Source organism: Frigoribacterium sp. VKM Ac-2836 (assembly GCF_013248995.1).
In the GTDB taxonomy this organism is placed as follows: domain Bacteria; phylum Actinomycetota; class Actinomycetes; order Actinomycetales; family Microbacteriaceae; genus Frigoribacterium.
In genome coordinates, this window is sequence record NZ_JABRPK010000001.1 from 259340 (window position 1) to 271094 (window position 11755).

At 70.9% G+C, this 11755-nt stretch carries 13 protein-coding genes; 10 read left to right on the top strand and 3 right to left on the bottom strand.

Annotated elements, in window-relative coordinates; all coding sequences use genetic code 11:
- The first annotated feature begins 44 nt into the window (after nt 1–44).
- Complete coding sequence (locus HRF36_RS01260) at nt 45–311, top strand: glutaredoxin family protein (RefSeq protein ID WP_173205089.1); 267 nt, start codon at nt 45–47, stop codon at nt 309–311.
- A gap of 77 nt (nt 312–388) precedes the next feature.
- On the opposite strand, the gene aspS is transcribed toward HRF36_RS01260, so the two are convergent.
- Nucleotides 389–1723 (bottom strand): aspartate--tRNA(Asn) ligase, encoded by a 1335-nt coding sequence (aspS, locus tag HRF36_RS01265; protein WP_173205092.1) that lies wholly within the window; start codon nt 1721–1723, stop codon nt 389–391.
- 120 nt (nt 1724–1843) lie between these two features.
- Here aspS and HRF36_RS01270 point away from each other — a divergent pair, with 120 nt between their 5' ends.
- Genes HRF36_RS01270 through ccsB form a run of 5 tightly spaced genes read left to right on the top strand, consistent with a single transcriptional unit; the run spans nt 1844 to nt 6714 of the window.
- Entirely contained in the window at nt 1844–2491 is a 648-nt protein-coding gene (locus HRF36_RS01270) for a histidine phosphatase family protein (RefSeq protein ID WP_173205094.1), read from the top strand.
- A complete protein-coding gene (locus tag HRF36_RS01275; RefSeq protein ID WP_173205097.1) occupies nt 2488–3114 on the top strand; it encodes a TlpA disulfide reductase family protein in 627 nt (208 codons plus the stop codon). The genes HRF36_RS01270 and HRF36_RS01275 overlap by 4 nt, the downstream gene beginning before the upstream one ends.
- Entirely contained in the window at nt 3115–3879 is a 765-nt protein-coding gene (locus HRF36_RS01280) for a cytochrome c biogenesis protein CcdA (RefSeq protein ID WP_173205100.1), read from the top strand.
- On the top strand, nt 3863–5701 hold the full coding sequence (locus HRF36_RS01285) for a cytochrome c biogenesis protein ResB (RefSeq protein WP_173205103.1): 1839 nt from the start codon (nt 3863–3865) through the stop codon (nt 5699–5701). Before HRF36_RS01280 ends, HRF36_RS01285 begins: the two co-directional genes overlap by 17 nt.
- Complete coding sequence (gene ccsB / locus HRF36_RS01290; RefSeq protein ID WP_173205106.1) at nt 5701–6714, top strand: c-type cytochrome biogenesis protein CcsB; 1014 nt, start codon at nt 5701–5703, stop codon at nt 6712–6714. Before HRF36_RS01285 ends, ccsB begins: the two co-directional genes overlap by 1 nt.
- Nucleotides 6715–6763: 49 nt before the next feature.
- On the opposite strand, the gene HRF36_RS01295 is transcribed toward ccsB, so the two are convergent.
- Complete coding sequence (locus tag HRF36_RS01295; protein ID WP_173205109.1) at nt 6764–7780, bottom strand: o-succinylbenzoate synthase; 1017 nt, start codon at nt 7778–7780, stop codon at nt 6764–6766.
- 42 nt (nt 7781–7822) lie between these two features.
- Here HRF36_RS01295 and HRF36_RS01300 point away from each other — a divergent pair, with 42 nt between their 5' ends.
- The 4 genes from HRF36_RS01300 to HRF36_RS01315 are packed head-to-tail and all read left to right on the top strand — an operon-like array spanning nt 7823 to nt 11343.
- Complete coding sequence (locus HRF36_RS01300; RefSeq protein ID WP_173205112.1) at nt 7823–8257, top strand: hypothetical protein; 435 nt, start codon at nt 7823–7825, stop codon at nt 8255–8257.
- 44 nt (nt 8258–8301) lie between these two features.
- Nucleotides 8302–9210 (top strand): 1,4-dihydroxy-2-naphthoyl-CoA synthase, encoded by a 909-nt coding sequence (locus HRF36_RS01305; RefSeq protein WP_173205115.1) that lies wholly within the window; start codon nt 8302–8304, stop codon nt 9208–9210.
- Nucleotides 9210–10370: an AMP-binding protein gene (locus HRF36_RS01310; RefSeq protein ID WP_173205117.1), complete on the top strand. Its 1161-nt coding sequence runs from the start codon at nt 9210–9212 to the stop codon at nt 10368–10370. The genes HRF36_RS01305 and HRF36_RS01310 overlap by 1 nt, the downstream gene beginning before the upstream one ends.
- A 28-nt stretch (nt 10371–10398) precedes the next feature.
- Nucleotides 10399–11343 carry a 1,4-dihydroxy-2-naphthoate polyprenyltransferase gene (locus tag HRF36_RS01315; protein WP_371739951.1) on the top strand — a complete coding sequence of 315 codons (945 nt, stop codon included), beginning with the start codon at nt 10399–10401 and terminating at the stop codon, nt 11341–11343.
- On the opposite strand, the gene HRF36_RS01320 is transcribed toward HRF36_RS01315, so the two are convergent.
- Nucleotides 11340–11618, bottom strand: a complete 279-nt coding sequence (locus HRF36_RS01320) for a DUF4229 domain-containing protein (RefSeq protein WP_173205120.1) — start codon at nt 11616–11618, stop codon at nt 11340–11342. The genes HRF36_RS01315 and HRF36_RS01320 overlap by 4 nt on opposite strands.
- Nucleotides 11619–11755 lie beyond the last annotated feature (137 nt).

Consider the following 11755-nt stretch of genomic DNA (forward strand, 5'->3'; position numbering starts at 1 on the left):
TCGTCATGCCCGGCCGTCGCCCCGCCCTCGCTACCCTTGATGGCATGGCCGAACCACGAATCACCCTCCTGACCAAGCCGGGTTGCCACCTGTGCGACGACGCCCGTTCCGCACTGCACGAGGTGCTGGCCGAGGCCGAGTTCGCCGGTGCCGGCGTGGCCGTCGACGAGAAGAACATCCTCGACGACGCCGAGCTCACCGCCGAGTACGCCGAGGAGATCCCCGTCGTGCTGATCGACGGTCGCGTGCACACCGTCTGGCGCGTCGAGCCCGACCGGCTGCGGACGGCGCTCCGCGCAGCCGTCCGCTAGCTCGGCGAGCACGCACGGCGACGAGAAGCCCCGACGAGATCGCTCTCGTCGGGGCTTCTGTGGTCGGTGTGCAGAACCTACGGCTGGAGGCGCGTGGGGCCGCGGAAGAGGAACGTCACCTCGCGCAGGTTGGCCTGGTGCAGCATGAGCATCAGCACGCGGGCGAGGCCCATGCCGAAGCCGCCGTGCGACGGGGCGCCGTAGCGGAAGAAATCGAGGTAGCCGCCGAGTTCCTCGGGCTTGAGTCCCTTCTCGCGGATCTGCTGCTCGAGCACGTCGATGCGGTGCTCGCGCTGAGCTCCGGTCGAGATCTCGGTGCCGTTGAAGATCAGGTCGTAGCTCTTCGTCACCTGCGGGTCGTCGGCATGACGCATGTGATAGAAGGGGCGGATCGAGATGTCGTAGTCCGTGAGGAAGACGAACTCGTGGCCGAACTCTTCGCGCACGTACTCCGAGATGCGACGCTCGCCCTCGGGGTCCATGTCGGCGTCGGTCCGGGGCACCTCGTAGCCGCGCTCGGCCACGATGCGCTTGGCCTCGGCCAGTGGGATGCGGGGGAACGGCGTCGTCGGGACGGTCACCTCGACGTCGAAGAGGGCCTGGATCTCGTCGCCGTGTTTCTCCTTCACGGCCGAGAAGGCGGCCACGAGGAGTTCTTCGTGCATGCGCATGACGTCCTCGTGGCTGTCGACGTAGCTGATCTCGGCGTCGACGCTCGTGAACTCGGTCGCGTGACGCGAGGTGAACGAGGGGTCGGCGCGGAACACCGGTGCGATCTCGAAGATCTTGCCGAAGCCCGCCGTCTGCGCCATCTGCTTGAAGAACTGGGGGCTCTGTGCCAGGTAGGCGGCGCCCTCGAAGTAGTCGACCTTGAACAGCTCGGCGTTCGACTCGCTCGCCGTGGCCATGAGCTTCGGCGTGTGGATCTCGACGAAGTCGCGCTCGATCCACCAGGTGCGGAGGGCGTGTTCGAACGTCGTCTGCACGCGGAAGATCAGGGAGTTCCGGGGGACCCGCAGGTCGAGGAAGCGGTAGTCCAGGCGCTTGTCGATGCCGCTGTCGGCGGCGATGGGGGTCTCGGGGTCGGCCAGCGAGTCGATGACGAGCGTGTCGACCTTGACCTCGATGCCCCCGAGCTTGACGCGCTCGTCGTGCTTGAGCTCACCCGTGACGGTGACGAAGCTGCCCTGCGAGAGCGACGAGATGGCGTCGGCCACGTCGTCCGTCTCGCCTGCCGCGGCGAGCACGTCGGCCGCGGTGCGGGGACGAACCAGTTGCAGGGCGCCGGTCTCGTCACGGAGGACGACGAACTGCACCTTCTTCTGATCACGAACCGTCTCGACCCAGCCGGTCACGGTCACGGGTCCGTCGGGCAGCGCGGACAGGTCTTTGATGAGGGTGCGTTCGATCACGAGGCCCGAGTTTACAGTCACCGCCTCCTCGCACCTGTCGGGGCACCCGTCCGGTCGCCGGCGAGCTTGGGGCTTTCCGTGTGGGAGGTGTGCAGGTGGGCCCGACCTAGACTCGTAGGCATGCCCGCCCAGCAGATCCACCTCGTCCGGCACGGTGAGGTGCACAACCCCGAGCACGTGCTCTACGGCCGCCTCGACGGGTTCGGCCTCAGCGACCTCGGCCACCGGATGGCGGCCGCGTCGGCCGAGGCCTTCCGTGAGCAGGGCGTGCCCGTGCGTGCCCTGTTCGCCTCGCCCCTCCAGCGCACGCGCGAGAGCGCGGCCCCGTGGTCGTCGGCCTTCGGGCTCGAGACGCAGGTCGACGAACGTCTCGTCGAGCCGACCAACAAGTACCAGGGCCGCCGCAGCGATTTCAGCATCACCAAGCAGCTGAAGGTGCCGGCCGAATGGCCGTGGATCGTCAACCCGCTCAAGCCCAGCTGGGGCGAGGCCTACGTCAGCATCGCCGCCCGGATGCTGTCCGCCATCGACGAGGCCTGGTCGAGCGTCGACGACGGCGACGTCGTGCTCGTCAGCCATCAGTTGCCCATCTGGATGGTCCACCGCAGCGTCACGGGCGCACGCCTCTTCCACGATCCCCGCCGCCGCCGCTGCACTCTCTCGAGCATCACCACGCTCGAACGCCGCGAAGGGGGCTTCGTCGAGGTGGGCTACCAGGAACCCGCTGCACACTTGAACGCGTCCGCCGTCGACTTGGGAGCAGTGTGAGACCGACCACCCGCCCGACCCGCGCCCGGCTCGTCGCGCGCGGACTGGCCCTCACCGCCGTCGTGGCGCTCCTCGCCACGGGGTGCTCGTCGACCGCCGACGACCTGGCGACGCAGTACGGCAACGGCACCACCGAGAACTACATCTCGGGCAACGGCACCGTCACCGAGATCGCCCCGGACGACCGCACCGACCCGGTCGAGTTCACGGCCGAGACCGACGCCGGCGAAACCGTCGCGCGGTCCGACAACGACGGCGAGGTCGTCGTCCTGAACTTCTGGTACGCCGCGTGCCCGCCCTGCCGCCTCGAGGCGCCCGAGCTCGAGAAGCTCAACAAGTCGTACGCCGACAAGGGTGTCGAGTTCCTCGGCGTCAACGTCAGGGACCAGGCCGACACGTCCTTGGCCTTCGCCCGCACCTTCGACGTCACCTACCCGTCCGTCATCGACGCCAACGACGGGGCCGTCCAGCTCGCGCTCGCGGGCACGATCGCGCCGAACGCGGTGCCGACCACCATCGTCCTCGACAAGCAGGGGCGCATCGCGGCCCGCATCCTCGGCGGTCTCGACGGGCCGAGCATCCTCGACACCCTGATCTCCGACACCCTCGCCGAGACGTCCTAGGTGTACCAGGGCAATCCCTTCTTCGACGCGGTCGTGGGCGGTCAGCTCGCGGTGGGCCTGCCGGTCGCGCTGCTCGCCGGACTCATCTCGTTCCTGTCACCCTGCGTGCTCCCGCTCGTCCCCGGCTACCTGGGTTACGTCGGCGGCCTGACCACCGGGGCGACCGAGGCGGGGGCCAAGCGCCGTGACCGCCGTCGGCTGGTCCTCGGCGTGGTCCTGTTCATCCTCGGCTTCTCCGTGGTCTTCGTCGGCACGTCGCTGGCCTTCGCCTCGGCGGGCTTCTGGTTGATCCAGTGGCGCGAGGTGATCACGCGGGTCATGGGCGCCGTCGTGATCCTGCTCGGCCTCGTCTTCATCGGCCAGTTCACGTTCCTGCAGCGCACCCTCAAGCCGGGGTTCCTGCCGAAGACGGGTCTGGCCGGCGCCCCACTGCTCGGCATCGTCTTCGGCATCGGCTGGACCCCGTGCATCGGGCCGACCCTGGCGGCCGTCCAGGTGCTGGCCCTCGGCTCGGGCTCGGCCTGGCAAGGAGTCCTGCTCGGCACCTTCTACTGCATCGGTCTCGGCGTGCCGTTCCTGCTCGTCGCGCTCGGCTTCGGCTGGGCGTCGCGGTCCATCTCGTTCGTCAAGCGGCACATGCGCGTCGTCAACATCGTCGGAGGGTCACTGCTCGTGCTCATCGGTCTGCTCATGGTCACGGGCCTCTGGTCCAGCCTCATGTCGCACGTCGGGGCGGTGATCGCGACCTATGGCACGATCGTCTGACCGCGACGGGAGCGACGCGACCCGTGCCTCCTCGTCCACCGCCGGAACCGACACCGGGCTGACCGACACCGGCCTGACCGACGCCGACGCGACCGACATCGGCGGGGACCCGCTGCGTCCGAGCGACCACGTCGACTCGGTCCGCCCTGCGGTCGCCGACGGTCCGGGCATCACGCAGCCCAGACTCGGCCCCCTCGGCTACCTGCGTTTCTTCTGGCGTCAGCTGACGAGCATGAAGACGGCGCTGTTCCTGCTCATGCTGCTGGCCGTCGCGGCGATCCCCGGCTCGCTCGTACCGCAGCGGACCTCCGACCCGAACGGCGTGGTGCAGTACCGCACCGACCACCCCGACCTGTTCCCCGTGCTCGACAAGCTCGGCGTCTTCGACACCTATTCGTCGCCCTGGTTCTCGGCCGTCTACCTGCTGCTGTTCATCTCGCTCATCGGCTGCATCATCCCGCGGACGCGGCACCACCTGGAGGCCCTGCGCGCCCGCCCTCCGAAGACCCCGGCACGCCTCTCGCGTCTGGCCGGTTACCGGTCGATCACCCTCGAGAGCGCAGGAGGCTCGGGTGACGCCTCGATCACGACCGCCCGTGCCGTCGAGGCGGCCCGCGCGCAGCTGAAGCGCGCCGGCTATCGCACGCAGGTCTTCGGCGACTCGGTCAGCGCGGAGCGCGGCTACTTGCGCGAGACCGGCAACCTGGTGTTCCACTCGGCACTCGTCGGCGTGCTGCTGACCGTCGGGGTCGGCGGCGGCTTCGGGTACTCGGGCCAGCGCGTCGTCGTCGAAGGGCAGACCTTCTCGAACGTGCTCGGCTCGTACGACTCCTTCAACCCGGGCCGCTGGTTCGACGAGTCGCAGCTGTCGCCGTTCTCGGTCGCGCTCGACCGGTTCTCGACCGAGTACGCTCCCGACTCCGCGGGTGCCGCCGGCATGGCCACCGACTTCACGGCCGACGTGACCGCGCAGGCGCGCGGAGGTGACGCCGAGAAGACGCAGATCAAGGTCAACGCGCCCCTGTCGATCGGTGGATCGAACGTGTACCTGCTGGGCAACGGCTACGCCGTCGACGTCACGGTGCGCGACGGCGAGGGCAACGTCGCCTTCCGTGACACCGTGCCGTTCCTGCCGCAAGACACCAACCTGACCTCGCTCGGCGTGATCAAGGTGCCCGACGCCCTTCCCCGGCAGCTCGGCATGATCGGGTTCTTCTACCCGACGGCGGCGGACAACGGCACGGGGGCCCTCACGTCCACCGACCCCGACACCACGAACCCCGTGCTCAGCCTGAACGTCTACTCGGGCGATCTCGGGCTGGACGCGGGCGTGCCGACCTCGGTCTACACGCTCGACACCGACGGGTTGACCCCGCTGGCCGGCACCGACGACGACGCACGAGAGAAGGCCGTCCAGCTGACGCCGGGCGAGACCGCGACGATCCCGGACGGGCTCGGCACCATCACCTTCGACGGCGTCAAGCGTTTCGCGTCGTTCGACATCCACCACGACCCCTCGCAGGTCTGGGTGCTGCTGTTCGCCGGGCTGTCGTTCGCCGGCCTGCTGACGGCGTTGTTCGTGCCGCGTCGTCGGGTCTGGGTCAAGGCCACCGAGACCGACGAGGGCGTGCGGCTCGAGTACGCCGGGCTCGCCCGTGGTGAGGATCCCACGCTCGGACGCGCCGTCGGCGACATCGCCAAGGCGCACCTCGGCGGGCTCGGCGTCCCGTCCGACGTCGCCCGCGAGGTCGCCGACGACCCGGCCCGTCACGACGTCGAGAAACCCGGCCCCGGTACCGGCGGGCGCGGACGTAAGATCTGATGGTGACCGCCGACCTCGCCTACTACTCGCTCGTCGCCGTGTACTCGGCGATGGCCATCTACACGATCTCGTTCGTGGCCTTCGCCCTCGACCTGGCGAAGCGGTCCGGTGACGCCCAGCAGGCGGCGGCGCGCGCCGCCAAGGCCGAGGCCGTCTCGACGGCGTCCGTCTCGCGCTCGGCGTCGGGTGGCAGCACCGTGGTGCTCGACCGCCCGTCGGGAGGGTCCGGTGCCCCGGTGGCGTCCGGCGCGGGCTCCCCGGCCAAGGCGTCGAGTTTCGAGCGCGTCGCCATCGCGATGATGCTCCTCGGTTTCGTCGTGCACGTCGCCTCGGTCGTCCTGCGCGGCCTCGCCGCGGGTCGCGTGCCGTGGGCCAACATGTTCGAGTTCTCTCTCACCGGCACCGCGATCATCGTCGGGGTCTACCTGGCCGTGCAACTGGTCGTCAACCTGCGGTTCCTCGGCGCCTACGTCATGGGTCTCAACCTGGTGCTGCTCGCCATCGGCACCGTCAACTACTACGTGGCGGTCTCGCCGCTGCCCCCGGCACTCCAGTCGGCGTGGCTCGTCATCCACGTCTTCGTCGCCATCCTCGGCACGGCCTTCTTCGCGATCGCGGCGGGGCTCTCGGCCGCCCAGCTGGTCCAGACGAAGCGTGAACAGTCCAAGCTCGCGGGGCTGCGCTTCATGGACACCCTGCCCGGCGCCGAGCGCCTCGAAGACCTGGCGTACCGCATCGCCCTCGTCGGCTTCGTCCTCTGGACCTTCACCCTCATCGCCGGCGCCATCTGGGCCGAGCGCGCCTGGGGTCGCTACTGGGGCTGGGACACCAAAGAGGTCTGGACCTTCATCATCTGGGTGCTCTACGCCGGGTACATCCACGCCCGGGCGACCCGGGGCTGGCGCGGTGCCCGGTCGTCGTGGTTGTCGATCATCGGGTTCGCGGCCGTCATGTTCAACTTCTCGGTCGTCAACGTGTTCTTCAAGGGTCTGCACGCCTACTCGGGTCTCTGAGCCCCCGAGCCTCTGAATCCCCGAGGGCCGGGTCCCTCGGCCCCGGGCGTCACCCCGAGAGGACGGCGTAGGAGGCGCGAAGCCGTTCCAGCCAGGCCTCGCGTCGCTCGTCGTCCACTGCGTGACGTCGGAGCAGGTCGACGTCGACGGCGACCCGGCGGACGTCGATCATGCCGTCGACGGGCAGCAGTGGCTCGTGCGTGACGTCGGCCCCGAGCAGGGCCGCCGTGCCGAGACCGCAGTCGTGCCGCAGGTCGGGCACCGCGGCGGCCAGGTGCGCGCCCATGCTGAGCCCGACCGACGTGTCGATGGCGCTCGAGACGACCACCGGCAGACCCGCCGCGGCCACGATGCGCAGCGCCGCCGTGACACCGCCCAGCGGCTGGGCCTTGACGACGAGCAGGTCGGCGGCGCCGGCCCGCGCGACGGCGAGCGGGTCGGCGGCCTTGCGGACGCTCTCGTCGGCGGCGACGGGGACGCCGAGACCCGAGACCCGGCGGCGCAGTTCGGCGAGCTCGGGCACGGTCGCGCAGGGCTGTTCGGCGTACTCGAGGCCGTACGGTGCCAGGCCGACCAGCGCCTCCTCGGCCTCCTGGACCGACCAGCCGCCGTTGGCGTCGACGCGGACCCGGCCCTCGGGGCCCACCCAGTCCCGGGCCGCGGCGACGCGGGCGAGGTCGTCGGCGAGGGTCTGCCCCCTCTCGGCCACCTTGACCTTGACCGTCCGGCAGCCACGGTAGCGGGAGAGCACGTCGGGTACCCGGTGGGCGGCCACGGCCGGCAGGGTGGCGTTGACCGCCACCCTGCCGGTGCGCATGTCGGGCAGGCGACCCCAACCGAAATCGATCGTCGCGGCGAGCCAGGCGGCTGCCTCGGTCTCGTCGTACTCGACGAAGGGGCTGAACTCGGTCCAGCCCGACGGACCCTCGACCACGAGGGCCTCGCGCGCGTCGAGCCCGCGGAACCGGGTGCGCAGGGGCAGGCGGACGACGTGGGCACCCTCGACCAGTTCGGCGAGGGGAGGGAGCGCGGACGGGGTGGGCGTCGGGCGGTCGGCGGTCGGCATCCGCTCAGTGTCGCACCGGCGACCCCGGTAAGGTCGTGCGTCATGGTCGACCGCGAACCCGTGCCCGCCCGAGAACCCGAGCGCTCGCCCGACGAGTTCCCCTCCGAGAGGGCTGACGCCGACGGCCGCGAGACCTCCGAGTCCGAGGGCCTGGGGGTGTTCGACGGTCCCGGTCAGGACGTGGCCGTCCGGCCGCCGCGCAGTCGCCGCCTCGGGGTCGTCACCTTCGTCCTGGCGATCGTGCTGCTCGCCCTCGACGGTCTGGCGCTGGGACTGCTCGCGGGGGACGCCGTCGGCCCGGCCGCCGTCCTCGCGCTCGTCACCCTGCTGGCCTCGATCGTCGTGGGGGTCGTCGGGCTCATGGCGGTCGTCATGCGGCGTGGTCGATGGTGGGGGGTGGCCGCGGTGGTCCTCAGCTCGCTGTCGAACCCGTTCGTGCTCGTCTGGCTGATCGGACGGTTCGTCTCGGCCGTCTGACGCCGCTCGGCGTCGTCGTCGGACCCCGTCGGTAGGCTGGCGACATGGCTTCCGAGGTGTCCGACCTGTTCGATCCGACCGAGTGGCGGGGGGTCGAGGGCTTCGAAGCCCTGACCGACGTCACCTACCACCACAGCGTCGACGGCCGCGTCGCGCGCGTCGCCTTCGACCGCCCCGAGGTGCGCAACGCGTTCCGGCCGCACACGGTCGACGAGCTGTACCGCGTGCTCGACGACGCCCGCATGAACAGTCGCATCGGGGTCGTCCTGCTGACCGGCAACGGTCCCAGCCCGAAAGACGGCGGCTGGGCGTTCTGCAGCGGCGGCGACCAGCGCATCCGGGGCCGCGACGGCTACAAGGCCGAGGGCGACCGGGCGAACGTGCCCGATCCTGCCTCGGCGGGTCGCCTGCACATCCTCGAGGTGCAACGTCTGATCCGGTTCATGCCCAAGGTCGTCATCGCCGTGGTGCCCGGGTGGGCGGCCGGCGGCGGGCATTCGCTGCACGTCGTCTGCGACCTGACGATCGCCAGTCGCGAGCACGGTCGGTTCAAGCAGACGGACGCCGACGTCGGCTCCTTCGACGCGGGCTACGGCAGCGCCTACTTCGCCAAGCAGATCGGGCAGAAGTTCGCCCGCGAGGTCTTCTTCCTCGCCGAGGAGTACAGCGCCGACCGCGCCCGCGAGATGGGCGCCGTCAACCGGGTCGTTCCCCACGCCGACCTCGAGCGCGAAGCGCTCGGCATGGCCCGCACCATCCTGACGAAGTCGCCGACCGCCATCCGCATGCTCAAGTTCGCGTTCAATGCGACCGACGACGGCATCGTCGGGCAGCAGGTCTTCGCCGGCGAGGCGACCCGTCTGGCCTACGGCACCGACGAGGCCGTCGAAGGGCGCGACTCGTTCCTCGAGAAGCGTGCGCCCGACTGGTCGCCGTTCCCCTGGCAGTACTGATGACCCGCACCCTGCGGGTCGTCGACGCGCGGCACCCCGGTGCCGTCCTCGACGGGCTCCGCGACGCGCTCGAAGGCGGTCCCGCCATCGCACCCCGGGCCGACGACCGTGCGCCCGCCGACCTGCCGGGAACCGTGCCCCAGGCCGTCTCGCTGGTCGTCGAGACGAGCGGGTCGAGCGGGCGACCGAAGCGCGTGGCCTTGTCCTCGGACGCCGTGCTCGCGGGCGCCGCGGCGGCCGACGGTGCCCTGATGGGGCCGGGGCAATGGGTGTTGGCCCTGCCCGCGCACTACGTGGCGGGCCTGAACGTGCTGGTCCGGTCGCTCGCCGCGGGCACCGAGCCGGCCCTGCTCGCCCCCGGCCACTTCGACCCCCGCGCCTTCGTCGACGCAGCGGCCGGACTCGACCATCCCACGCGGTATTCGTCGCTCGTCCCGGCCCAGCTCGCGACGGCGCTCGACGCCGCCGAAGCCGACCCCGTCGTCGCCGAGGCCCTGCGCCGGTTCGACGCCGTCCTGATCGGCGGCCAGGCGACGCCGGCCACCCTCGTCGGGCGGGCTCGGCGACTCGGCGTCACCGTCGTCCGCACCTACGGGTCGAGCGAGACGAGCGGCGGGTGCGTGTACGACGGGGTGCCCGTGGGTCGCACCCGCGTCGAGGTCGTCGACGGACAGGTCGAGCTGGGTGGGCCGTCGCTGGCCGAGGGGTACCTCGACGACCCCGAGCGCACGGCCGCGGCCTTCGTCATGCGCGACGGTCTGCGCTGGTACCGCACGGGGGATGCCGGCACGGTGTCGTCCGACGGGGTGCTGACCGTCAGCGGCCGGATCGACGACGTGATCGTCTCGGGTGGCGAGAAGGTGTCGCTCGGCGTCGTCGAGCGGGCCGTCCGCGAGCAGCCGGGGCTGGCCGACGCCGTCGTCGTGCGCGCAGCACATGCCCGGTGGGGCGAGGTGCCCGTCGTGGTCACGGCCGCCGCGCCTCCTCCGTCGGGTGCCGCCGACGACCTCGCGGCGCTGAGACGCGCGGTGGCGGTCGTCGCCGGTCGGGCCGCGGCCCCCGACCGCATCGTCCGGGTCGACGTCGTGCCCCTGCTGCCGAGCGGCAAGCCCGACCGGGTCGCTCTCACCCGCCTGGTCCGAGACCTCGCGGCAAGCTGATAGCCGCCTGCGAACTAGACTCGTCGACGTGGCGAAGACGAAGACCTCGACCCCCAAGCGCAGTGGCCGACCCGGCGGGCGGCCCGGAAAGCAGCCCGTCCGTCCCGTGACGACCGGCGACTGGATCGGCGGTGCCCGCCTGCGTACCCTGCCGCTCGGTATCGCCCCGGTCGCCCTCGGCACCGGCGTGGCCCGGGCGAACGGTGGTTGGGACCTCACCCTGGCGCTTCTCTGCCTCGCGGTCGCGGTGTTCCTGCAGATCGGCGTGAACTACTCGAACGACTACTCCGACGGCATCCGAGGCACCGACGACTTCCGGGTCGGGCCCTCGCGCCTGACCGGTTCGGGCAGCGTCCGGCCCAGGACCGTCCTACGGGTGGCCCTGGCGTTCTTCGCCCTCGCGGCCGTCGCCGGTGTCGTCATCGTCATCATCACCCAGATCTGGTGGCTGCTCGCGGTGGGTGCCGCCGCCGTCGTGGCCGCCTGGTTCTACACGGGGGGCAAGCGACCGTACGGCTACAACGCCCTGGGCGAGCTCTTCGTCTTCGTGTTCTTCGGGCTGGTCGCCACCGTGGGCACGACGTTCGTGCAGCTGCGTGAGTTCCCGTTCGACGCGTGGGTTGCGGGCGTCGCCGCCGGCCTCTTCGCCTGCGCGGTCCTGATGATCAACAACGTGCGCGACATCCCCCAAGACACCGCCGCCGGCAAGCGCACCCTCGCGGTGGTCGTCGGCGACCCGGTGGCCAGGGCCCTCTACGCGCTCTTCCTGCTCTTGCCGTTCTTCATCCTCGTGTACTTCGCGTTCCTGTACCTGCACGCACCGTACGTCTACTTCGCGTTGATCGTGGCGGTGCCCGCCGCCGTCATCGGCGTGACGGGCAAGACCCCGCGCGAGCTGATCCTCGCCCTGCAACTGGCGTCATTGTCGGCCCTGGTGTGGGCCCTGGCGCTGTCGGCGGCGCTCTTCTTCTAAGAACGCGCTCGGTCGGTGTCGGTCTCGTCGTCGGCGATCGCCTCGTCTTCTGCGAGCGAGTCGTCGTCGGGCGTCGCCGGCCGCGACCGTCGGTCGGCGAGGTCGAGAGCCACCCGGTGCCGCAGCGGGGCGAAGAAGAGGTACGAGACACAGAATCCCACCACCGCGGCGATCACCGTGGCCCAGAGCGGGTCCAGGCGCAGCACGAGCAGGACGCCCAGCACGACGGCGAACAGGCCGAGGCGGACGATCGAGTACTTGAGCCAGGGTTTCACGACGTGGAGTCTACGGTCCGCGAGGTGTGCGGCCGCCGAGGGGAGGGCGGTCGCACGGCCGGGTCCTCACCGTGCCGAGGAGGCGCGGTGCGTGCCACCGGGCGCCGTAGATCACGGCTCCGCAACGGCCGCCCGAC